This window comes from Colidextribacter sp. OB.20, from assembly GCF_009911595.1.
Taxonomy (GTDB): domain Bacteria; phylum Bacillota; class Clostridia; order Oscillospirales; family Oscillospiraceae; genus Lawsonibacter.
This window is the reverse complement of the sequence record NZ_QWKG01000076.1, coordinates 1-21,516: the sequence shown is the minus strand read 5'-3', so window position 1 is coordinate 21,516 and position 21,516 is coordinate 1. Positions and strand designations below refer to the sequence as shown.

25 protein-coding genes are annotated in these 21,516 nt (G+C 51.1%); 16 read left to right on the top strand and 9 right to left on the bottom strand.

From position 1 onward, the window contains the following. Positions 1–71: 71 nt before the first annotated feature. The 4 genes from D1641_RS16240 to D1641_RS16225 all read right to left on the bottom strand — a co-directional run bounded on the left by D1641_RS16240 (position 72) and on the right by D1641_RS16225 (position 3,989). On the bottom strand, positions 72–1,769 hold the full coding sequence (locus D1641_RS16240; RefSeq protein ID WP_160667566.1) for an exodeoxyribonuclease III: 1,698 nt from the start codon (positions 1,767–1,769) through the stop codon (positions 72–74). 83 nt (positions 1,770–1,852) lie between these two features. Further along, positions 1,853–2,185 (bottom strand): DUF6465 family protein, encoded by a 333-nt coding sequence (locus tag D1641_RS16235; protein WP_160667563.1) that lies wholly within the window; start codon positions 2,183–2,185, stop codon positions 1,853–1,855. 167 nt (positions 2,186–2,352) lie between these two features. Further along, positions 2,353–3,441 (bottom strand): hypothetical protein, encoded by a 1,089-nt coding sequence (locus tag D1641_RS16230; protein ID WP_160667561.1) that lies wholly within the window; start codon positions 3,439–3,441, stop codon positions 2,353–2,355. 11 nt (positions 3,442–3,452) lie between these two features. Next, entirely contained in the window at positions 3,453–3,989 is a 537-nt protein-coding gene (locus D1641_RS16225; protein WP_160667559.1) for an SLOG family protein, read from the bottom strand. Positions 3,990–4,164: 175 nt separating this feature from the next. Between D1641_RS16225 and D1641_RS16220 the strand changes: the two genes are divergently transcribed. From D1641_RS16220 to D1641_RS16145, 16 genes are all read left to right on the top strand, one after another. Next, positions 4,165–4,482 (top strand): helix-turn-helix transcriptional regulator, encoded by a 318-nt coding sequence (locus D1641_RS16220; protein ID WP_160667557.1) that lies wholly within the window; start codon positions 4,165–4,167, stop codon positions 4,480–4,482. Between the two features lie 154 nt (positions 4,483–4,636). Then, entirely contained in the window at positions 4,637–4,942 is a 306-nt protein-coding gene (locus tag D1641_RS16215) for a helix-turn-helix transcriptional regulator (protein ID WP_160667555.1), read from the top strand. 282 nt (positions 4,943–5,224) lie between these two features. Beyond that, the gene (locus tag D1641_RS16210; protein ID WP_160667553.1) at positions 5,225–6,187 is read left to right on the top strand and encodes a WYL domain-containing protein; all 963 of its coding nucleotides are present in this window, start codon (positions 5,225–5,227) and stop codon (positions 6,185–6,187) included. A gap of 160 nt (positions 6,188–6,347) precedes the next feature. Continuing rightward, a complete protein-coding gene (locus D1641_RS16205) occupies positions 6,348–7,061 on the top strand; it encodes an ImmA/IrrE family metallo-endopeptidase (RefSeq protein ID WP_160667551.1) in 714 nt (237 codons plus the stop codon). A 546-nt stretch (positions 7,062–7,607) separates the two neighbouring features. Further along, positions 7,608–8,090, top strand: coding sequence for a sigma-70 family RNA polymerase sigma factor (locus D1641_RS16200; protein WP_160667549.1), 483 nt, complete (start codon positions 7,608–7,610; stop codon positions 8,088–8,090). A gap of 567 nt (positions 8,091–8,657) precedes the next feature. Further along, complete coding sequence (locus tag D1641_RS16195) at positions 8,658–9,026, top strand: type II toxin-antitoxin system PemK/MazF family toxin (protein ID WP_160667570.1); 369 nt, start codon at positions 8,658–8,660, stop codon at positions 9,024–9,026. 15 nt (positions 9,027–9,041) lie between these two features. Then, positions 9,042–9,188: a hypothetical protein gene (locus D1641_RS19220; RefSeq protein WP_201757405.1), complete on the top strand. Its 147-nt coding sequence runs from the start codon at positions 9,042–9,044 to the stop codon at positions 9,186–9,188. A gap of 77 nt (positions 9,189–9,265) precedes the next feature. Then, on the top strand, positions 9,266–10,867 hold the full coding sequence (locus tag D1641_RS16190) for a recombinase family protein (protein WP_160667547.1): 1,602 nt from the start codon (positions 9,266–9,268) through the stop codon (positions 10,865–10,867). Then, positions 10,867–11,709 carry a recombinase family protein gene (locus tag D1641_RS16185; RefSeq protein WP_160667545.1) on the top strand — a complete coding sequence of 281 codons (843 nt, stop codon included), beginning with the start codon at positions 10,867–10,869 and terminating at the stop codon, positions 11,707–11,709. The genes D1641_RS16190 and D1641_RS16185 overlap by 1 nt, the downstream gene beginning before the upstream one ends. Continuing rightward, complete coding sequence (locus tag D1641_RS16180; protein WP_160667543.1) at positions 11,706–12,248, top strand: recombinase family protein; 543 nt, start codon at positions 11,706–11,708, stop codon at positions 12,246–12,248. The genes D1641_RS16185 and D1641_RS16180 overlap by 4 nt, the downstream gene beginning before the upstream one ends. A 6-nt stretch (positions 12,249–12,254) precedes the next feature. Next, on the top strand, positions 12,255–13,874 hold the full coding sequence (locus D1641_RS16175) for a recombinase family protein (protein WP_160667541.1): 1,620 nt from the start codon (positions 12,255–12,257) through the stop codon (positions 13,872–13,874). Positions 13,875–13,886: 12 nt separating this feature from the next. Continuing rightward, positions 13,887–14,546, top strand: coding sequence for a hypothetical protein (locus D1641_RS16170; protein ID WP_160667538.1), 660 nt, complete (start codon positions 13,887–13,889; stop codon positions 14,544–14,546). 11 nt (positions 14,547–14,557) lie between these two features. Further along, positions 14,558–15,307, top strand: coding sequence for a metallophosphoesterase family protein (locus tag D1641_RS16165; protein WP_160667536.1), 750 nt, complete (start codon positions 14,558–14,560; stop codon positions 15,305–15,307). 604 nt (positions 15,308–15,911) lie between these two features. Next, the gene (locus D1641_RS16155) at positions 15,912–16,379 is read left to right on the top strand and encodes a low molecular weight protein-tyrosine-phosphatase (RefSeq protein WP_160667534.1); all 468 of its coding nucleotides are present in this window, start codon (positions 15,912–15,914) and stop codon (positions 16,377–16,379) included. Continuing rightward, complete coding sequence (locus D1641_RS16150; protein WP_347707454.1) at positions 16,376–16,600, top strand: aspartate dehydrogenase; 225 nt, start codon at positions 16,376–16,378, stop codon at positions 16,598–16,600. Before D1641_RS16155 ends, D1641_RS16150 begins: the two co-directional genes overlap by 4 nt. A gap of 11 nt (positions 16,601–16,611) precedes the next feature. Next, positions 16,612–17,694, top strand: a complete 1,083-nt coding sequence (locus D1641_RS16145) for a virulence RhuM family protein (RefSeq protein ID WP_160667532.1) — start codon at positions 16,612–16,614, stop codon at positions 17,692–17,694. Positions 17,695–17,959: 265 nt separating this feature from the next. Here D1641_RS16145 and D1641_RS16140 read toward each other — a convergent pair whose 3' ends face one another. The 5 genes from D1641_RS16140 to D1641_RS19280 all read right to left on the bottom strand — a co-directional run. Next, positions 17,960–19,126 (bottom strand): tyrosine-type recombinase/integrase, encoded by a 1,167-nt coding sequence (locus D1641_RS16140; protein WP_160667529.1) that lies wholly within the window; start codon positions 19,124–19,126, stop codon positions 17,960–17,962. Between the two features lie 94 nt (positions 19,127–19,220). Further along, the gene (locus D1641_RS16135; protein WP_160667527.1) at positions 19,221–19,442 is read right to left on the bottom strand and encodes a helix-turn-helix domain-containing protein; all 222 of its coding nucleotides are present in this window, start codon (positions 19,440–19,442) and stop codon (positions 19,221–19,223) included. Beyond that, positions 19,439–19,975, bottom strand: a complete 537-nt coding sequence (locus D1641_RS16130; RefSeq protein WP_160667525.1) for a type II toxin-antitoxin system PemK/MazF family toxin — start codon at positions 19,973–19,975, stop codon at positions 19,439–19,441. Before D1641_RS16130 ends, D1641_RS16135 begins: the two co-directional genes overlap by 4 nt. A gap of 604 nt (positions 19,976–20,579) precedes the next feature. Beyond that, the gene (locus D1641_RS16125) at positions 20,580–21,092 is read right to left on the bottom strand and encodes a sigma-70 family RNA polymerase sigma factor (RefSeq protein ID WP_160667523.1); all 513 of its coding nucleotides are present in this window, start codon (positions 21,090–21,092) and stop codon (positions 20,580–20,582) included. Between the two features lie 129 nt (positions 21,093–21,221). Next, positions 21,222–21,516, bottom strand: a 295-nt coding sequence (locus D1641_RS19280) for a hypothetical protein (RefSeq protein WP_207708643.1), incomplete at its 5' end; no start/stop codon positions are given.

Here is a 21,516-nt window from a genome sequence, read left to right as displayed (position 1 = left end):
TTCTCAAGACCTCTCGGGACTATTATCTGCATTCTCCTATTCCCTTGTATATGCGGTGGTACATTTTACGCTTACTTGGATATCCTTCTTATCTTGGTCTTTTCCTGATTAAGCCCCAGCCCTCTATCAGCTAAGAAATCAGCAATTAGCTCCAGAATTTTTTCTGCCTGTTCCCAGGTATCCGCCGTAACCAGGATATCATCAGCCCAACGGAAAAGCTCCCCGTTGGCGTAACTCTGCTTTTGCTCCTGACCTGGGTACAGATGATCATAAAGATAGGTCTGCAGCCCATCCAGCATCATATTAGCAAGCAACGGTGAAATGCTGATACCCATTGACATCCCTTCATCAATGTTGAACAACTCACCATTTCGGACTACACCGGCTTTAAGAAATTTACGGAGCATGGTTTTATTCATTGGAATATGGTCGATCATCCAGCGGTGAGCTGCGCTCTCATAAAAAGCCCGGACATCCGCTATAACCACTACTTTAGGCGCTTGCGGCCCATCCAGCGCCTCAAAGAGGTAGGCATGAAGATCCTGCTTTGTCCTCCCGCCTCTGGCCGAAAATGATTTTTTGTCTGCGGTAGTTTCCGCTACGGGGGACAGGGAGAGAGCATACAGCGCTATCATAGCCCGGTCCCGCGCTGCTGCAACGTTGATATTACGGTGCTTTCCGTTGGCCTCCAGAATGTCCATGTGAAGATAGGGCAGAGGGGTATAAGCGTAGGAAACCAGCGACCTCACAGCATTTGCCTTTTCCTCAGAAGTCTGCCATACAACTCCATCCACTCCAGGTGCGGACTTCTTGTTTGTGATCTCATAGACCGCCAAGGCTCTTGCGTTCCAGGAGGCGGTCAATTTATCCTGGAGCTGAGAAACAAGCTCCCAGTCTAAATTATAGGCAGCCTGCGCAATAGCCGTCTGCATTTCATGCACCTTTTTCTTGACCAGTACCCAATCTGTGGCTTCCCACTGATCAGCCAAGTCCTGATCAGATAAATCTGTACGCTGAACCGTGACGTTGATCATGATGGATAAGGGACAGTGATCCGAGCCTTGGGTGTCCGTGTAGTGCTTAATGCTTTTTACAAAAGTCAGCAATTCATTGGAAACCAAAAAATAATCCAGCCTGGAACCCTTATTGTGAATTCTATTCTGATTTTTGTGCGCCCACCAGGTAAACGCATCCCGCTTTTCTGGATAGAACGCACGGAATACATCTTTGAGTCCCACATCCAGAAGCCGTTCGAAGTTCTTTCGTTCTTCGGTTATCATATCCGGAGGAACAGTACTGGACCTGGCTTCGGAGGGATAAATATCCTTTTCCGTATGTGTGACATTGAAGTCGCCGCAGACCACGACTGGCTTCGGCAGTTTGGAGACATAAGTGCGGAATGCCGCATCCCAATTCAGCCGGAACTTACGCCGTTCCGGGGGTGACTGTGCCTGATAGTTTGGAACATACACGTTGACGACATAAAAATCTCTGTATTCCAGAGTGATAGCCCGACCCTCACGGTCGTATTTCTTTATGCCGATTCCCAGATTAACAGACAGCGGTTCACGTCTGGAAAGAACAAGTGTACCCGAGTAGTTCGGCTCCGACGCAGAAAACCAGAAGTCGTGATAGCCAGGGGTAGCCAATACAATTTGCCCTCTCGTCTCCTGGATGCACATTACATCCGGTTTGGTATCAGACAAAAACTTGATCAGTTCCCGTCTGTGCGCCGCAATACCATTGATGTTCCAGCTGGCAATCTTCATAGTGATTTAATCTTCTTTCTCTCAACTATAACAGGCGTACCACAGATGACTGTGGCACGCCTGTTACTTGCTTGTTATGGTGATCAGAGCGGAATTTTCCCTTCAAATGTCTCGTTGACTACATAATAGGCGGTACGTTCCTCCGGCTTTATATACAATTTTAAGTCGGTGATCAATGTGCGCTTTTTTTCTTCGTGGAAGTTTGCTTTCACCGCATCCACCAGGGCATCCATGCTGATTTCTCCGCCCTGGTATTGCACAAAAATCTCTGGCCGCATGTTCTGAGCCTTTTCCTTTTCCAAGGCCCGCACTTTCGCGGCTGCTTCTTTTTCCTCGGGCGACATAGCTTTCCTGCCGGCCTTCGGTTTTGTACTCTCTTCGCTGATGGCCACAACGGTTTCTGCTTTTTTTCTCATAACGGTCCTTCTTTCGTAATTTTGGTGGAGAAAACACAAATTAAGTATAGATAAAAAATGAATGTATTGCAACCCAATTAAAGGGAATTGATGTGATTTTAATCTGTGGCAATATGACATTATCTGCAATATTGAAATAACTCAAAATTCCTCTTCCCGGTTTTGTACTATTCTTCATTTATGTTTGGCACCATCCTGGTAATCGGCTTCCCATAGATCACTGTCTGTGCTTTATCATAAAGGTCTGCAACGATTTGGCATTCATAGGGAAGCTTTCCGATCCAGTCGTCCCCTGTCCGTCGCGTTATGTCTTGCTCCAGTTCTCGTTCATATAAGGCCAATGCTTTAATGATGATTTTTACCTCACCTCTTGTCAAAGAAAGAAACGCACGCTCTTTGTTCCTTTCCTCTACAGCACAATAATGGTCATATTCACGGAACCTCCGTTCCGCACTGCGAATGTGTTCGGCAACCACGCTATAGCTTTTCCCAAGCAGTTTAGCGATTTGCGATTTATTTTTGCCCTGCTCGTAAAGCTCCCAAACCTCCCGCTGGCAATCTGAGAGGATGCTGAGTCTTTTCTCTTTCTCAAGCTCTGGATCTTTGACCTGTTCCGGTTGTGGTGAGGGCATCCGAGGCTTGAACAGTTCCGGGATGTCAAGCTCAATTTGAAGGTCACGGCTGATTCGGTGAAGCGTTAGCGATATCTGATGCCGTACCTCCTTGGGTTCCATCCCCATCGCTTTGCCAATGCTGTCGTAACTCTGCTTTTGAGTTCTCATTTGCAGAAGCTGCAAATCTTTATTGGTTGGGGCTAATTTCAGTTTTCCTCCCCTTGTAGCTCCACGTTCGATGAACAGTCGCATAAGCTCCTCGTCTGACGGCATATCCCGCAGCAATTCAGACAGCAGCTTATAGCCAGTGAGCTCAATAGGTACATTTAAAATTTTCCCTAGTGCTGGAATATCAATGCGGAAATAAGAAGGGACATCCATATACAGAGTATTTTTAACATCTTTAGCGCGGCTAGCGACCTGGCTGGGGGATAGTCCCAGCTGTTCAGCAATCTCTAACTGTGTGAATCCCTTTAACCGCAGCTTTAGAACTTCAAGAGCTGAACGACTTACAGATAGATGCGCAGGATTACATTTATTCGGGAATAAGTCAACCAAAACATAGTTAGGAGGTATATCCTCCAGCAGATCAGAGAAAAGGATCGTTTCGCCACGTTCTTTCATTTCCAAAAATTTGTTCATACAGACCCCTTTTAAAATTCGCCCACGCAGCTATGGGTAATAGCCAGCGACACAGGCTCGATAATAAGTATTTCCCGGCCCAACTTCTGCGCATAGCGCACAGTCGCCGCAGTTCCGCCGCGCCGCTCTCCGTTATAGACGGCCAGCAAACAGTCCGCCGCCTCTACCAAACGATGGTTCCGGTCGATCATACAGCCATCATAGTATTCGCGGCTCGTATAGACCACGGAATCGGCCTGCTCTAAAATAGCATGATACCGTTCCTGCGCTGAACTGCTCCACTTATCTGCCTGTCCATCACAGGGGAGGTAGCAATGGAGCTTCAGCGCAGGATTTTCTTTGAGCAAGTCCAGGACGATCTGGGACAGCCAGACATCGGAGCCATCGGCCATACCGCTGTAAAAGTCTGTTACTCCTGCCGCCACCAGCTTTCCGACTTGCTCCGCTAAAACAGTCTTTAATGCCACACAACGGAGATCTGCTTCATCGCTTTTCCACGGGAACTTGTGTGGGCGATGGCCTGTAAACGCACAAGCGGTTTTATTCATGTGGCAACCTCCCAAGCATTTTATTCGTAAGGGAACAGCTCAAACACCTTTATAGAGTGTGAATTACCATTTTGTCACTTTTTCGGAGTGATATTTTGATAAAAAAACCCACCAATTATGCGCCTATAAACTTCTGCTCATGTATATAATAGTGGTGTTAGAGAGGGCATAATTGATGGATATAGAATATGTACGGCAACGTATCACTGAACTACGGTTAAAACGAAATATTTCAGAATATCAATTAAGTTATGATATAGGGCACAGCAAAAATTATGTCCACAATATTGTGACAGGTTACTCTCAACCTTCTGTGAAAGAACTTCTGTACCTTATAGAAGTTCTTGGTGTTTCTCCTCGTGATTTCTTTGACGAAGAAAGTGAATTTAGGAATCCTCAACTTGCAAAACAAATTATAGACGGTATCAAAGAATTGTCTGACGAGGACTTAATAGCTGTTTTACTAATGATACAGCGGTTAATTGACAAATAATTTTTAACTCGCCCCATATTAATGGGGCTTTTTTACATCATATCATAAAATACAAGGAATCGTCAACGCAATTCGACTAAAAAATAACAGAATATTCATCGCATATAGTTGATATCTTTGCGTTAAAATTAAACCATGTCGTGAGGTGGTTACTGTGACTGATGAGCAAGTGTACGATTTTGGTGTCAGGCTCCGCCAAATTCGTGAGGAGCGAGGCCTTTCTCGTTCTGCTCTTGCCAAGAAATTAGGAGTAAGCAAGGAAACCATTTATCGCTATGAGAATAACATTCAAAGTCCATCTTTAGATAGAACAAAGCAGTTAGCTGTCACCTTACGAACTTCTGTTGATTATCTTATTGGATTAGATAACGAGTACACGGTTAAATTTCCGGGTATTTCTAAGGAACAACGTGAAGCCCTCAATCATTTTCTCCAAGTTTTTATTAAAACAAATCAATAAAAAACACAGCACTGTGCCGATGGCTACAGTGCTGTGTTTGTATAGCCACCACCTCAATATTATGCCTTCTGCTTCTCTATCGTTGATGCAACTAGCTCACACATTATTTGTGGGTTGTCCAATATCACGGACAACCTACACCAAATACGAAGCAGGACAGCTTAATATTCGGGCAAGTGTCCTGATAGAGCTAAAAAAATCTATGGATGTACCTATGATGATTTCTTCTTTGGACTAGATGAGAGTGAGGAACAAGAGGACTAACCAAAGGAGTTTCTCCCTATGAAAAGTGATAACCAGCTAAGAGTGCTTTTACTCCTCCGATATCTGTATGAACAATCCAGTGAGGAGTATCCTGTTTCGGTTATGGATATTCTGCATTTTTGGAAATCCCAAGGCATCCATACAGACCGAAAGAGTGTATATAGGGATATCACGGTGTTAAAGAAATTCGGGTTGGATATTGTCCAGCGCCGGGAACGTCAAAACCTGTACTTCGTCGGCTCCCGCTTGTTTGAGCTGCCGGAGCTAAAACTACTGGTGGACGCTGTGAAATCCTCCCATTTCATCACAAGGAAGAAAAGCGCCGATCTCCTTTGCAAGCTGTCAGTCCTTGCCAGCCAGGAACAGGTTCAGCAGCTGGACCGGCCCGTGTATATGGACGGCACAGCCAAGCAGGACAATGAGGGGATTTATTATACGGTGGATACGATCCACACCGCTATCCGGGAGCAAAAGCAGATCACATTTCAATATACAGAATACACTCCAGAGAAAAAGAAAGTTCTTAAGCATGACGGTTACTGGTATTTTTTCAGCCCATACGCATTGATTTGGAGCCAGGACTTTTACTATGCTGTAGGCTGGTCAGAGAAGCATGATAAGCTGGCACAGTTCCGTGTGGATCGGATGATAGGAGTGGAATTGCTGGAGAGGCCCACTGTTCCATTTCAGGACTTTAACCCGTCTGACTATGTCCGTCAGGTATTTGGGATGTATGGCACAGAATCCCGAACGGTGGAGCTGTTGTGTAAAAACCACACCATGCGAAGCGTGATAGACCGCTTTGGAGAAGGTGTCCACACAGAATTGGCGGGCCCCGAACACTTCAAAGCAGTGGTGGAAGTTGCCCCCAGTCCCCCTTTTTTCGCTTGGGTATTCACGTTTGCCGGAAACATCCGTATCATAAGCCCTCCAGAAACAGTTGAAAAATTCCTAGAAATGGCTAAAAATGCAATATTGTAAAAATAAGGTGTTCCAGATGTGGGACACCTTATTTTTGCCCTCTTGCCAATCGAACAAATATACGATATAATATCTCCGAGGCCTTCATTTACTGGCAAAGCCGCTAGAGATATCATGGAACGAAACCGGGTCGTTCTATGCGCCGTGAGGAGGTGGATACATGCCCTATTTATCCAGAAATGATATTGAAATTATAGCTCAACGGGTTGTAAGCGCATATAAAAGACTTCCTGGCCATGATGGTCAGAAAGTCGATATGATACAGCCAAACCTTTTGGTGTGTGATTTGCTTGGACTGTCGGTAGATCACCATACACTCTCCCGCAGTGGAGCAATCCTGGGTCTGACTTCCTGCGGTCCGGTCAGCGTTCCAATCTTCGATGACCCGACCGTCCCAAAATACTATGATTTGGATGGCAGAACTCTGTTAATTGATTCAGGCCTTCTGGCTGAGGGCTCCAACAGGGGGCGGTACAACTTTACCCTTGTCCACGAAGCCTGCCATCAGATATACAAGATGCTCTTCCCAAAGGAGTATATGTCCAGCATTAGAAAACGAAAAGTCCACTATTGTACATCCCGTTCATCCTCCGGAGAGGGTGATTGGGAGGAATGGCGCACAAACACATTGGCATCGGCCATACTTATGCCAGCGGATATGGTCCTGAGTAATATGGATGCTTTTGGGCTTGGAAATAGTTTGAAGATGCTCAACAAAGTATTTGCTCCCACGGAATACAGGAAGTTTGAACAGATGGCTGATTATATGGGGGTTTCAAAGCAAGCGCTTGCAATTCGGCTTAAACGGCTTGCGCTATTGGATTTCGATTACCTGGAGGACCCTTATGCGTTGGTTGACGTCTACCCGGACTAGGAGGGCAATTATGGCAAAAATAAATATTCGGAATTCTGACCCGGCCCGCTACGCTAGAGTAGCGGCAGAGCAAGAAGCGTTAAGAAGCGCGTACTCCAGCCAGATGCGGGTCGCACGCCTATGTCCCTACTGTGACCATAAGATCGAGATTCTGTGCCGAGGTACACATGGCGGAAGCTATAACAGATGCCCCAATTGTGGTGAACAAGTATTTTTTCCGCCTATTTCATTCCGAATGAGGTAAGTTACAGCGTACAACCTGACACTGCTTTTCTGACAACTTAATATTTACAAACAAGATTAGTGCCTCGGAGCCGCTTGATGCGTTGACTTCCCACGTGCCACTTGATTTATGACCACTGTCCGTTTGGGACAGGGTTTGATCAACGTGGCATAGTGCGGTCAGCAAATCAAGTGGCTCTTTTTCGCTCATTCGACTCCAGAAAGGAATCGAATGAGCGTTTTTTATTGGCTGGCCTATGTGGCGAGGTATCCGTGACCTCCAATCTCAATGTTTCAAAAAATTTGAGATTGGAGATTATGAACATGAAAAAATGGCAGGAAACAAGAAATTACAGGCGTATCAAGGATCAGAATGGCATTATTATCAACATTATCACAGTTGACGGCGTGGATGTAGAAGTCAATGACGAGGTATTTCTGGCCTATTCCCAAGCAGACCGGAGAGAGCGGTACATCACAGAAGAAGTGGAGGCTGGCAAGCTCTTGTCTTTGGAGCAGCTGCTGGAGAGAGGGGTCCCGTTTGAGACGCTTGGTATTGAGCTGGAGGAGAGCGCAGAGGTGTCTGTGTTGGAGCAAGCTGACAGGGACCTTGCCGTAGAGCAGACAAAACGGCTTATGATCGCTCTTTCTGGATTGGAGCGAGACGAACAGGAACTCATCCAGGCTCTGTTCTTTGACGGCATGCCTGTCCGGGCGTATTCCAGGCAACTGGGAGTCCGGCTGAATACCGTCCAGTACCGCCGGGATAAGCTGCTAAAAAAACTTCGTGGAAAAATTTTTTCGTGAATTTGTTGGTCACTCTCTTTTTATTCGGGATGGGAAGTGAGGGGATAATAAGATTCCTCTCGCTGCTCTTTGAAAAATACCGCAGAGATGCGGTCATATCCGGCGACTGAATAACATCAGTGGACGAGCCCGAAAAAAGGGAAAAGCGATGCGACGGATGCGCCAAGACCACCTGTAGCGGTAAGGAATTGCAGTGAATTTTCTATCGCTATAAAAGACGGCCAAATAAGGTGCCCAGCGGTATCCATCCAGTCCAAAGCAGCCCTGGTAAGCTGCTTCGCGATGACCTCGTTCACCTACAATGGTACCCCTGCCCAGCCACAGCCCTGCTATGCAGGACCACGCAATGGGGGCAGCTCGGAGAGATCCTCGGAGGGGTGAGATGCCCGGAGTGTGCGCCAGCACAGTTCAGTTTGCCGCCCATGGCTCGGGAAGTAGTGTCGAATAGAGCCAGCAAACGATCAACAATAGAAAGCGGGGCCGCCCTCCGCAAAAAGGATAGCAGCATCTTTGCACCAACCTGCGCAGGAGCGGCCCCGCTCTTTCAAAACAGAGGAGAAACCGATTATAGATTTCAAGAGGATCCGTCCCATTCAGCGGGGCGATATCTATTACGCCGATCTCACGCCGGTTACCGGATCGGAGCAGGGGGGAGTTCGGCCAGTTCTGATCATTCAGAACAATGTGGGCAACCACCACAGTCCCACCGTCATCGCCGCCGCCATCACAGGATACGTCAAGGGCAAGCGTCAGCCCACCCATGTGGGGCTCAAGGGCGCAGCCTGCGGCCTGTTCCGGGACTCCACCGTCCTGCTGGAGCAGGTTCGGACCTTGGACAAGTCCCGTCTGGGCGAGTATATGGGCAGCGTGGGCGAGGATAAGATGCGGGAAGTGGACGCCGCGCTGAACATCAGCGTGGGCCTGAAAAGTACATAACGGGAGGAATCAGCTATGCCAGCGAAAAATGCCAATATCGACTATTGCGGCATTCGGAACCTGCTCCGCCTGCTGGCTGGGCAGGGCTTCACGGAGGCCGAGCTGAAAAAGATCGCCGCCAGGATCGCACAGGAGACAGGCGCGACCATTATTTTTTGTTGAGTTTCACCACGCAGTTTCAATAGCTATTGTCAAAGAGGTGTGGTATTGTGTGTTGCTAACAGGAGGAGGTGCAGACCATGGGCAGAAGACAGCAAACCGACGGAAACCTTGCGCTGGAACAAAAGAAAGTTATTGTCATAGAGGCCGCACAGAGACCGGAGGTACAGAAGCTCCGTGTTGCCGCCTACTGCCGGGTCAGCTCCGACTCCAGCGATCAGATGAACTCCTTTGCCGCCCAGCTGAACTACTACACCACGCTCATCAGCGGCAAGGAGAACTGGACAATGACCGATATCTACGCCGACGCGGGGATCTCCGGCACGTCGGCACAGAAGCGCCCGGACTTCCAGCGGCTCCTCTCAGACTGCCGCAGGGGACGGGTGGACAAGGTCCTGGTCAAGTCCATCTCCCGCTTCGCCCGTAACGCCGCCGACTGCCTGGAAACCATCCGGGAACTGAAGACCATCGGCGTGGGGGTATGCTTCGAGGAGCAGGGCATCGACACCTCTGAAATAACCGGCGAACTGCTCACCGCCATGTTCTCCGCTATTGCCCAGAAGGAGAGCGAGAGCATCTCCGGCAATATGCGCTGGAGTTATCAGGCACGTATGAAGAAAGGAACCTTCCTGCCTGCCGCCATGCCCTTCGGATACCGGATCGAGGACAGAAAAATCGTGGTTGATGAGGACCGGGCGGAGATTGTCCGGCAGATCTTTCACGACTACCTTGCGGGACAGAGCATGGATGAAATTGCCGCCCGGCTCAACCGGGAAAGTGTTGCGGTTCAAAGCGGTTTGGAAAACCGCAGATGGATACACAGCGCCATATCCTACATTCTCTCCAACGAGCGGTACATTGGTGACTCCCTCTGGCAGAAGACCTATGCCACGGATACCCTTCCGGCCCGTCAGGTCAGAAACCACGGAGAGCGTCAGCAATACTATGCGGAGGCCACCCATCCGCCCATCATTGAAAAGGAAATCTTCTTCGCCGCCCAGGAGCTGAAAAGCAGGCGGAGTGAGATCCGCCGCAGGGGCATCCCCGCAGACAGTCCGCTGCAACGGAGAATATCCTGCGGCATCTGCGGTACACGCTATACAAGAAAAGTCTGCCGCGGCAAGACATACTGGGTATGCAGAACCCATGACCGAAACAAGGATGACTGCCCCTCAGAGCGAATTCCAGAGGTGGAAGTCCACGCCGCATTCCTGCGGCTCTACCACAAGCTCCGGCTCCACGGGGAGCCGATCCTCAAGCAGATGCTTTCCGACCTCCAGACGCTCCGTGAACGACGGATGCTCTGGAGCCTGGAAATCATTGAGTTGAACAAGAGAATATCTGATATCAACGATCAGGATCGAATGCTGGCCGACATGAACCGATGCGGCCTCGTAGATCCTGATATTTTTATATCCAGAAGCAACGAATTGTCCCAGCAGCTCCGTGCCGTCAAGCAGGAAAAGGATCGCATCCTCGGTGCGGAGCATGACGATACTATCCCTCAAACAAGGGAGCTTATGGAACTGTTGGAGACACTCCCCGAGTTCCTTCCGGTCTTCGACGGAGAGGTCTTCGCTGATCTGGTGGACGGAATCACGGCAGATGCCAATCATACTATGCGATTCCGCCTGAAAAACGGACTGGAACTGACGGAAACCGTAGAGAGGAGTGTGCGCTGATGGCAAACCGGAAACTGCCCTTCGGTTATGAAATGCAGCAGGGCATTGTCTGTATCAAAACTGCGGAGGCTGCCATTGTCAAGGAGATCTATGCGGCATATATCAGGGGCATATCCTACCGCCAAATCACGGACAGCCTGAATGCCCAGGCCGTTCCGTATAACGAGCCGGGAAAGTCCTGGAACAAAAATATGGTAGCCCGAATCCTCAGCAACGAACTTTACACTGGGAATAAGACCTACCCGGCAATCCTGTCTGACGGGGAATACCGGCGTGCGGTCAGTGCAAAGCCCGCTGCTAGGGCTTCTTTCAACACAACGGCAAAAACAGTCCGGCAGCTCGCCCGGTGTGCTGCCTGCGGAAGCACATTGACACTCAGCGGCAATAAATATGGGTGGGCCAGATGGAACTGTCCCTCCTGCAAGGCTATATCCACAGATGCGGTCATGCCTGACACTGTAGATGTATTATCACATATCCTCACGGCAATGGTCAGAAATCCCGAACTGATTCAAGCTCCGCCTCAAGTGGAGCAACCAGTGCAAGGTATGCCTGAGCAATCTGAAAACGAATTCAATCTGGCAATTCAAGCTGAGGATTTCGACGAACCCACCGCCAGGGCAAAAGCGATCTCGCTGGCAGCCGCCCGGTTTGATACCTTCGGCTCTGAGGACTACGAAACCATGCGGATACAATACATATTGGCCAGGACGGAGCAGAACGGTGGATTAGACACCGCGCTGCTCCGTCAAATTACCTCCGCCATCCTGATCTTACCTACCGGAGAGGTCAGCCTGAAGTTGAAAAACGGACAAATCATAAAAAGGAGTGATCTCACATGACAAAAGCCAGCTCTACCTCGCAGCTCCGCGTTGCCGCCTACTGCCGGATCGTCGGCGGTGAGGAACAGAACACCGTCCTTGAATCGCAGAGGGTCTGCTACGCGAAGCAGATCGGCGCCAACCCTGACTGGATTATGGCGGGGATCTTCGCAGACATCGGGGACAGCCACTCCAAGCGCCCGGAGTTCCAGAAGATGCTTCGCAGATGCAGGCAAAAGAAGATCGACCTGATCCTCGTCAAATCGGTCTCCCGCTTCGCCCGGAATATGGCGGACTGCCTCAGCGTCGTGCGGGAACTGCGGGAACTGGGTGTCACGGTGATCTTCGAAAAGGAAAACATCAGCACGACAGCCCCCAACTTCGACGCGCTTACCTCCCTGATGGCTGAATTCGCCAGAGCGGAATGTGAGCATCTCACGAAAAATTCCGCCCATACGCGCTACATGGGTACGATCAGCCGCCCCACAAAAAAGACGTGGAAGAAGACGCTCCGGCTGCCTGGGCGTCTGGAGAAAACAATTACATTCAGAATGGAGTGATCGGATATGACAGGAACCACCCCCAGAGTCATCATCATACCACCTAAGCCGGAGCTGGCCCGCTCCAAGGCCGTTCAGCGCCAGCTGCGTGTTGCGGCCTACTGCCGGGTGTCCACAGACGATGAGGAGCAGCTCACCAGCTATGAGTCCCAGCAGACCTACTACACCGACAAAATCATGACCAATCCCCAGTGGACCATGGCGGGGATCTTCGCGGATGAGGGTATCTCCGGCACTTCGGCCCAGAAACGGCCTGAGTTCCAGCGGATGATCCGCAGATGCCGTCAGAAGAAGATCGACCTGGTGCTGGTCAAGTCCATCTCCCGCTTCGCCCGGAACACGGTGGACTGCCTCAACTACATCCGGGCCCTGCGCACCCTGGGTATTGCCGTGATCTTCGAGAAGGAGAACATCAACACATTGGAAACGGACAGCGAGATGCTCATCACCATGATGGGCGCCTTCGCCCAGGCGGAGAGCGAGTCCATGTCCGCCAATATTGTATGGGGCAAGCGGCAGGCCATGCGGGAGGGCAAGACAAACGTCCAATTCCAGCATCTGTACGGCTATGAGCTGGATGAGGACGGAAAACCCCGCATCGCCCCCGAACAGGCGGCGGTGGTGGAGCATATCTATGACAGCTTTCTCGCTGGCCGTAGTATCCGCATGATCAAAAAGGAACTGGAAGGCCAGGGAGTCCTTACCGCCAAGGGCGGGACGGTCTGGTCGGAGGCGGCGATCCGCAACATTTTGAAAAATGAAAAATACTGCGGCGATGTCCTGATGCAAAAGACCTTTACCCAGGACTGCATCAGCAAGAAGCAGCTCCGCAATATGGGCCAGCTCCCCATGTATCTGGTACAGGACAACCATGAGGGCATCATCACCCGTGACAGGTTCAACCAGGCAAAGGCGGAATTTTCCCGGAGAAACGCGGGACGGGCCCCCAGCCAGAAGCTGGCCCCCACAGGCCGCTCCTGCTACAGCGCCAAATACGCCCTCACGGAGCGGCTGGTGTGCGGCGAGTGCGGGACCCTCTACCGCAGATGCGTATGGGTCAAGAGGGGTCAGAAGTTCGCCGTGTGGCGCTGCGCCAGCCGGATCGACTACGGTACAAAATACTGCCACGACTCTCCCACGCTTCGGGAAGAAACCCTGCAAGCCGCTATTCTCGCCGCCATCAACACTGTCATGAGCCAGCAGGAGATGCTGATGGGGCAGATCGAGGATGCCATGCGCACGGAACTGATCCCCTTCCCTGGTTCTATGAGTATCTCGGATATCGACCAGAGGCTGGGTGAGTTGGACAAAGAATTTCAGGGGCTGTTCGCCGACTCCAAGGACGGCGGCTTCATGAAGCACGCTGAGGAGTTCAAGCGTATCTCCGCTGATATGGCTGCTCTGAAAACGCAGAGAGCTGACCTGCTGGAACAGCAGAACAGCGACTCCGCCGCCAGCCAGCGGATCGCCAGCGCAATGGAGATCCTGAGCGCCGGTTCCGCCGACATCCAATGGAATGAGAGTGCCATCCGCCAGCTGGTGGATACCGTGAAGGTGCTGTCCGCAAATCGAATCAGAATCTATCTCCAGGGCGGCATCGAGATCGAGCAGGAGCTGGTGGACTAAAGGAGGACACGCATGTCATACCGAAAAGTATATTTCCGCATCCAAACCCATGCCTACGGCTATGGCTCCGGCTGGTCAAGCGAGGCGGATGAGACGGCGTTTGACAACGAGTGCCGCAGTCTGTTCCAACAGCTGGGGTGGACGCTCCACCCAGGCTTCAACGGGTGCTGCGATACGGTGACCAAGGACCGGCAGGATCTCTACCTGCACCCCTTCAACTTCAGCGGTGTAATCGATGAGGCGAATATCCAGCCTCTGCAAGAGCAGCTGTCAAAAGGCAGGACCTTCCAATGCTACGCCGTCGACTGCTATGAGGAATATGCCGATCTGAGCGATGAGGAATACCGCGCCGCGCTGGAGGCCAAACGTGAGGAGATCACCGCCTTCATCCTGGAGCAGTGCAGAACCAAGCGAGCCAATCTCTACATCACCGATCCTGTCGCACTGCACTTCGCGGAACACTTTGCGATCCGCCGCCTCTGTGACAGGGACCAGCACAACGCAGTGGGGAATCGCTTCATGTCTGAGCTGATTGACCGGCTGCTCCAGGAGGGACGGCTTGTCTCTGCGGAAACGACCCATGGCGCAGGCATCCGCACCGCCACAGCAAGGGAATTGAAAGACTACCGCAGGCCTGTGGAGCAGGTTGCTGGACAGATCACCATGATGTAGGAGGTAAAACCATGGTCTATATTACCGGCGACACCCATGGCGGTTTCCAGCGGTTTAACACCGACAACTTTCCCCAGCAGAAGCGGATGAGCCGCGACGACTATGCGATCATTACCGGCGATTTCGGGGGCGTGTGGGACGATTCACCCAGGGAGGCATACTGGCTCGACTGGCTGGAGAAAAAGCCGTTTACCACCCTCTTTGTGGACGGGAACCACGAAAACTTCAATAGGCTCAATGAACTCCCTGTCCACCAGTGGCAGGGTGGAACAGTCCACTGCATCCGGCCCCATGTGTTACACCTGATGCGTGGGCAGGTCTTCGAGATCGACGGAATATCCTTCTTCACCATGGGCGGCGCTGCCTCCCACGACATCCAGGACGGCATCCTCGATCCGGCGTCCCCCGGCTTCGAGCAGGAATACTGGTTCAAGCGCCGGACACGGCAAATATTCCGGGTGAAGGGCGCCTCCTGGTGGCCCCAGGAGATGCCCTCTGAGGAGGAATACGAGGAGGCCGTCAGGAACCTGGAGAGGGTCAACTGGCGAGTGAACTGCATCCTGACCCACTGCGCCCCCACCAGCATCCAGCAGAAGCTGGATCAAAGCTACACCCCGGACCGGCTGACGGACTTCCTCCAGATGGTCAAGCGGCGGTGCCAATTCGATTGCTGGTTCCTGGGCCACTACCACCAAAACTGTGTGGTGGATGACCGCTTCATCATCCAGTGGGAACAGATGGTGGAGCTGCAATGGGAGTGACAACGACACGACCCGATACCGCTAAGGCGCAAGCCCTCGGGGGACCGAGGGCTTGCGCGTTGGCGATTTCAAACTCCAGAGAATAAAAAACAGGCGCACCCGCGCCGGAAAGGAGAAACCAGAATGAACGTCAGAAAACCTGTTGACTACAGCACCATGTTCGCGGCGCTGGATACGTTGATGACGGCAGACCTGCCCCAGATGGAACTGTACTGTGAGATTGGCCGGCTGGTCAGCGACAGGCCAGAGAAAGGTGCCGCTGTTGCAGCGGCGGAGTATCTGTGCGGCGCATACCCTGACACCTCCGGCTTCTCCCCCCGAAACCTGCGCCGGATGCGGGAGTTCTACCGCGCCTATGAGAGCGCACCAGAAGTACTGGGTGAGGCCATGACTATCGGCTGGACACAGAACGTGGTCATTCTGGAGGCGGAGCTGGCTCCCCAGGAGCGGGCATGGTACATCAAAGCGGCTGGGCAGTTCGGCTGGTCGAAGCTGGAGCTCCAGCAGAGAATTGCGGATCATGCTCATCTGGAAATCATCCTCGACTTTGCGGATGATGTGTGCTATACTGAAGAAAACACTGTCAGCATGGAGTGTACCGCCAATGACGAAAATCTTATTTGTGTGCCACGGCAACATCTGCCGCAGCCCGATGGCCGAGTTTGTTATGAAGGATCTGGTCAAAAAGGCGGGGCTGGAGAGCCAGTTCCACATCGAGTCCGCCGCCACCAGCACCGAGGAGATTGGCAATCCGGTCTATCCTCCCGCCCACCGCAAGCTGGCCGAGCATGGGATTGGCTCCGACGGCCACGCCGCCCGTCAGTTGAGGAACGAGGACTACGACCGCTTCGACCTCCTGATTGGGATGGACAAGGCCAATCTGCGGAATATGCACCGGATATGCGGCGGCGATTTTGATGGCAAGATACATCTGCTGATGGAATACGTTGGTTATCCCGAAGCCGAGGTAGCCGATCCGTGGTACACGGATGACTTCGAAGCCACCTGGCGGGATGTGCTGGCCGGATGCCAGGGGCTGTTAGGTGCCCTGCGTTCCAAGGAGAGCGAATGATGTTTGGGAGAAAGAAACGGCAAACCGCCATTCCCTATGACAAAACGGGGAAAGTGCCCGTCATCCGATCCAGCATCTGTACCGGAGAACAGGTTGCGGGTTTCAAAGACCCCGTCAGCGGTAAATTTCAGGAACTGATGCTGATTCGAAATGACAAGGATTTTCAAGAATTTCTGGAGCAGTATCAGGTAAGGGAATCCGACATTCAGCGGGAATGGTGACAGGAGGGCGTATGGGGAAAAAGAGAGATGAGGTCACGATCCGCTCCAGTGCCGCTGAGTATCTCACCTTTGTGGCCTCCACCGGAGATAGTGCAGAGAGCATTGAGATGCGGTATGAGGACGAGAATATCTGGTTGACCCAAAAGATGATGGCAGAACTGTATAATGTAGATGTTCGGACCATCAATTACCATATCGGCAAGGTGTTCGAGGACTCTGAATTAGAGGAAAGGGCAACTATCCGAAAATTTCGGATAGTTCAAGCCGAGGGTACCCGTCAGATCAGCCGTGAGGTAAGCCACTATAGTTTACAGATGATTATTGCGGTTGGCTTTAAAGTGAACAATGAGCGTGCTGTTCAATTCCGTAAATGGGCCAATACCATCGTCAAAGACTACACGATTAAGGGCTGGGCCATGGATGAGGAGCGGTTGAAGAATGGCGGCACTGTTCTGACAGAGAAATATTTCGAAGAACAGCTGGAAAAGATTAGGGAAATTCGGCTGTCCGAGCGGAAATTCTATCAAAAGATAACTGATATTTACGCCACAGCTCTTGACTACGACAGGACGGCGAAGACGACCAAAGAGTTTTTTGCCAAGGTCCAGAATAAGATGCACTTTGCTGTTCACGGACATACTGCTGCCGAGGTAATATACCACCGTGCCGATGCGGATAAGCCGCATATGGGGCTGACCTCCTGGAAGGAAGCGCCTCTGGGAAAAATCATGAAAAGCGATGTTTCCGTTGCGAAGAACTATCTGACAGAGGATGAACTGTACTCATTGGAACGCATTGTGTCGGCCTACCTTGACTTAGCGGAGGATCGGGCCAGGCGTCACATTCCCATGACAATGGCGGATTGGGCAAAACGGCTGGATATTTTCCTTATGGCGGATGACCGGGAGATTTTGACAAATGCCGGAACAATCACTGCCGAAATTGCCAAGGCCCACGCTGAAAGCGAATTCGAAAAGTATCGGATCATTCAGGACCGACTGTATGAAAGTGATTTTGACCGTTTTCTTGCCACGAAGCAGGAGACGGTCCCGAATGAGGATGGACTATCCAGTCAAGGGATGATGTTGCTTTAAAGTGCATATAGCTTGGTTGAATGGCCTACCCCACTGCGGCAGGGTTCGAAAGTGGGCACGCGCTCCAAAAAAGTTCAGTCTACAAGCGGTTTTATGCCGTTTGTAGGCTTTTCTTTTTGCTTTTTTGAGGGATGGTGATTGGAAATTTATGTGCCAGTTCTCTCCTAAAGCGGCGTAGTTCTCTCCTAAACCGCCTATGAAGCTGTGATTCGAACCCATTATGTAGCGGCGTATTGGCTTCGTGGCCTGCAATACGCCTGCGGGGTTATTTGATTGCCTGCAAAGCACCGCTCAATCCGTTTACCATTGCGTCAGCAGAGGACAGCTTGGAATTGTAGTCCAGATGTGCGTAGACGTTGGCGGTAGTCGAGAAGTCGCTGTGTCCCAGCCATTCTTGAATCTGCTTCATAGGAACACCGTTTGCAAGCAGAAGTGAGGCACAGCTATGGCGAAGGTCATGAAACCTAATGCGTCGCAGCCCATTCTTTTCAAGCAGTTTGGGGAAAGCGGATGTTAGGTAGTGGGGAGAGATCAGGTTACCCATTTCATCTACACAGATGTACTCCAGATATTGCTTGTTGTAGCATTTCCCGCATAGACGCTTACACTCCTTCTGGTAGTCCCTTGCCTCCAACAGCTTTTCCCGGAAGGCAGGAATAAGCGGCAATATCCGCAAGCTGGATTTTGTTTTGGTGGTATCTTGTGCTACCTGGATGTGCTTGCCATCAAGATTGCAGGATGTGACTGTGTGCTTGATGGTGATTGTATTGCTTTGAAAGTCGATTGCGCTCCACTTCAGCCCCAACACCTCGCTCCGGCGCAAGCCATAAAAGGCACCGAGGAATACTGGAATTTCAAGCAGAGTTCCCTTGGCAGCTTCAAAGAGTTTTGTTACCTCATCGCTGTCATAGAAACTTCCCATAAAAGGGTCCTTTTTGGGCCGTTCAACCTTATCTGCGGGATTGCTGTCCAGCAGGTCAATTTTTACAGCATACTTCAATGCCTTGTGGATATTAGCGTGGTAATGGATCACCGAGTTAGCCTTTACACGCTTGAGTTGTTCCATATAAAAGGCTTGAATGTCGGTAGGGCGAAGCTGCTTCAACATAATACCACGCTCCTTGAAGTATGGAGCGATGATGCCTTTGACCATGTTGGAGTACGAGGAATACGTTGTGATGGCGATTGTTGGCTTTACAATCTCAAGCCACTGGAGCATAAAGTCGGAGAACAGTACATCGTCCTGGATTGGCTTGCATTCCGGCTCAAATTCCCGCCGTGCTTCCATCAACAGCTTTTCCGCTTTCTTCTTGTTGCCCTTTACGGGCAGGCTTGTGGGTATCCACTTTGTCTTTCTTTTCCCAGATATATCCGAGTAACTCAAGACGATATAAAAATAGCCTTTCTTCTCTTGCAGATGTCCTGCTACCATATAAATTTGACCTCCTTTGTGTAGCGCCGTTTGACTTCTGCTGTTGACCATCTATATTGTACTGATGCAAAACAGTTAAGTCCAATGTGCAAAATCAGGGGCGGGATGCTATTTTCACATCCAACCGCAAATAGGCCAGCAAATGAGCTTTTGGGATTCGGTAAGACCGGCCCACTTTAAGATGTTCGATTTTGTTTTCTCGGAGCAGACGATACCCTGTCTTTGTGCTGATACCCAAGGCTTGACTTATTTCCTCAACTGTCAGAATGTCAGGGTATTCCCTTAATACCCGATCATATACCTCTCCAAAACTCATATCTTCCTCCACCCTATTAGGGGCAGCACCTCATAACATTCTCCTGTCCGCTCTTTGCAATAGGCACAGACCTCCTTTTCAGCCTGTCCCAGCGCTGCTTCTCGCAAAACAAAAGCGCCTGTGCCGCGAAAAGCGTCAGCACAAGCGCCGCATAAGCAGAGCGTCAGTTTCGGGGGGACAGGTTCGATCAGGCCGATGCTGACCGCCAGGGCGTGGTTGATGCCTTGGATATGTTTCTTGTCCAGTCTACCGATGTAGCTGGACAATCGCTGCTTGTCCACAGTGCGAATTTGCTCCAGCAAAACAAGGGACGGCTGGGCCAGCCCGTTCCCGGCGTCCAGGTAGTAGTGGGTGGGCAGCTTGGCTTTGATGTTGGCCTTGCTGGTGACGGCGGCGATAATGACGGTGGGGCTGTGCTTATTGCCTATGTTGTTCTGGATGATAACGACGGGCCGGGTGCCCTTTTGCTCCGAGCCGATACCGTGGCCCAGGTCGGCGTAGTACAGGTCGCCGCGTAAATATGTCCTGCTCATGGTGTTTGACCTCCCCATAAAAATTAGACGGCCTGCGCCGCCTATGTAGGGACCGGACAGCATGACATATCAAGGCTGGCGGAGCATAAACACTCCCGTTTCCATAAACCCGTCCTGCTGTCCGGCCTATATGAAAGCAAGCCTATTTGTCCGCGACACCCCGGCCCGCTGTGGGAAGTCATCAAACGGCTGGCGGCACCAGCTCCACGGGAATTTCACCCCCGGCAGGTTCTCTGTCGGCTGTTCTCATTGTCTGCGACGGCTTCACGCTGGAAAACGCTATCACGCTCGGACTGTGACTGAACAGGAGTATCATTGTCCCTATTGCCGGTCATGGCCGTACCGGGAGCCGCCCGGTATTTCATGGCCGCTGGTTCTCGCTCCATGCCGGACGGCAGACCGTGGACGAATTGATGATGTGGCATCCCGCTGTCTTGTCCGGCACATCCTGGCGCGGCGGCAAAAGTAGCTCGCGGCAATAGGAATGTGCTTGATGAATGGGTATGAAGTTTTCAAAGGTCAGACCCATTCGCCGCACATAACGAGGAACAGGTGAAAGGCTTTCCATCGCCCTCCACCTGTTTCCTCACTCAAACGCGAAAATTCACCCCCCTATAAGAAATTTTTTCAGATTTTTTTCTGCGGTCTTTATTGACTTGGCAATCACCTGAAATTTACATCCTTCCATAGCCGCAATCTGCTCGTATGTAAACTCCCCAAAGTAGTACAGCACCAGGCGGCGGCGCTGTTTTTCAGGCAGTTTAGCGATTGCTTGATGTAGCTTGTCCACTTCCATTCGCTGAGAAACGGTTTCTTCCACGCTTTCCTGGGGCTTTGCGGCCCGCCTGTTCAGCGTCGCCTCCGTCACCTCGGATTGCTCGTAGTGCCTGTCCACTTCATTGAAAAAAGAAAGATCGTCCAGCTCAAACTCATTGAACGTATCGAACAGGGTCTTGTCGATCTCCATCCAGCGTTTTACCTTGCTGCCGTCTGTAAACGCCAAAAAGTAATGCGGATGGGCGGTATTGATACCAGCAGTGTATATCTCATAGGGGTTTTCTTCATCCCTCCGGCGTTTGGGCCGGGGATCAAGGTTTTTTGGATGGCTGTCTGCCATTTTCCTTTACCTCCAGTCTGAATTTTTGAAAATTCAGACTGGAGGGCGGGCCGCGACAACCTACACCAAAGGCGGGCTTTTCATGCCTATCGACTGAAAATGACAAAAAACGCCCGGCAGGTCGTAAACCTACCGGGCGGGGGGAAGAATAAAATTTAGCTGTGGCGACATTGTATAGTTCATCTTCATGGCCGGAATATCCCTTGGCGGGGGACAGGCTTTTTTTGATGGATCACTCTTTGCCAAAATTGGTCGAAACTCTTTCGGCCTCATGGCGGCTACCTCCTTGAGCCGCCAATTTTTCCAGTGTGCTATTTTTAGTTCATAAAAACAGCGGCTTTGAATAAGTGAACCGCCCCCTGTCAAGTAGACAGATGAAAAAAAGAAAATTAGGCCACGAGGGTCTGGTTCCTGAAAGCAAGAG

Coding starts and splice junctions, on each gene's coding strand:
- D1641_RS16240 (WP_160667566.1), bottom strand. CDS start 1,769: ATGAAGATTGCCAGCTGGAACATCAATGGTATTGCGGCGCACAGACGG.
- D1641_RS16235 (WP_160667563.1), bottom strand. CDS start 2,185: ATGAGAAAAAAAGCAGAAACCGTTGTGGCCATCAGCGAAGAGAGTACA.
- D1641_RS16230 (WP_160667561.1), bottom strand. CDS start 3,441: ATGAACAAATTTTTGGAAATGAAAGAACGTGGCGAAACGATCCTTTTC.
- D1641_RS16225 (WP_160667559.1), bottom strand. CDS start 3,989: ATGAATAAAACCGCTTGTGCGTTTACAGGCCATCGCCCACACAAGTTC.
- D1641_RS16220 (WP_160667557.1), top strand. CDS start 4,165: ATGGATATAGAATATGTACGGCAACGTATCACTGAACTACGGTTAAAA.
- D1641_RS16210 (WP_160667553.1), top strand. CDS start 5,225: ATGAAAAGTGATAACCAGCTAAGAGTGCTTTTACTCCTCCGATATCTG.
- D1641_RS16205 (WP_160667551.1), top strand. CDS start 6,348: ATGCCCTATTTATCCAGAAATGATATTGAAATTATAGCTCAACGGGTT.
- D1641_RS16200 (WP_160667549.1), top strand. CDS start 7,608: ATGAAAAAATGGCAGGAAACAAGAAATTACAGGCGTATCAAGGATCAG.
- D1641_RS19220 (WP_201757405.1), top strand. CDS start 9,042: ATGCCAGCGAAAAATGCCAATATCGACTATTGCGGCATTCGGAACCTG.
- D1641_RS16190 (WP_160667547.1), top strand. CDS start 9,266: ATGGGCAGAAGACAGCAAACCGACGGAAACCTTGCGCTGGAACAAAAG.
- D1641_RS16185 (WP_160667545.1), top strand. CDS start 10,867: ATGGCAAACCGGAAACTGCCCTTCGGTTATGAAATGCAGCAGGGCATT.
- D1641_RS16180 (WP_160667543.1), top strand. CDS start 11,706: ATGACAAAAGCCAGCTCTACCTCGCAGCTCCGCGTTGCCGCCTACTGC.
- D1641_RS16175 (WP_160667541.1), top strand. CDS start 12,255: ATGACAGGAACCACCCCCAGAGTCATCATCATACCACCTAAGCCGGAG.
- D1641_RS16170 (WP_160667538.1), top strand. CDS start 13,887: ATGTCATACCGAAAAGTATATTTCCGCATCCAAACCCATGCCTACGGC.
- D1641_RS16165 (WP_160667536.1), top strand. CDS start 14,558: ATGGTCTATATTACCGGCGACACCCATGGCGGTTTCCAGCGGTTTAAC.
- D1641_RS16155 (WP_160667534.1), top strand. CDS start 15,912: ATGACGAAAATCTTATTTGTGTGCCACGGCAACATCTGCCGCAGCCCG.
- D1641_RS16150 (WP_347707454.1), top strand. CDS start 16,376: ATGATGTTTGGGAGAAAGAAACGGCAAACCGCCATTCCCTATGACAAA.
- D1641_RS16145 (WP_160667532.1), top strand. CDS start 16,612: ATGGGGAAAAAGAGAGATGAGGTCACGATCCGCTCCAGTGCCGCTGAG.
- D1641_RS16140 (WP_160667529.1), bottom strand. CDS start 19,126: ATGGTAGCAGGACATCTGCAAGAGAAGAAAGGCTATTTTTATATCGTC.
- D1641_RS16135 (WP_160667527.1), bottom strand. CDS start 19,442: ATGAGTTTTGGAGAGGTATATGATCGGGTATTAAGGGAATACCCTGAC.
- D1641_RS16130 (WP_160667525.1), bottom strand. CDS start 19,975: ATGAGCAGGACATATTTACGCGGCGACCTGTACTACGCCGACCTGGGC.
- D1641_RS16125 (WP_160667523.1), bottom strand. CDS start 21,092: ATGGCAGACAGCCATCCAAAAAACCTTGATCCCCGGCCCAAACGCCGG.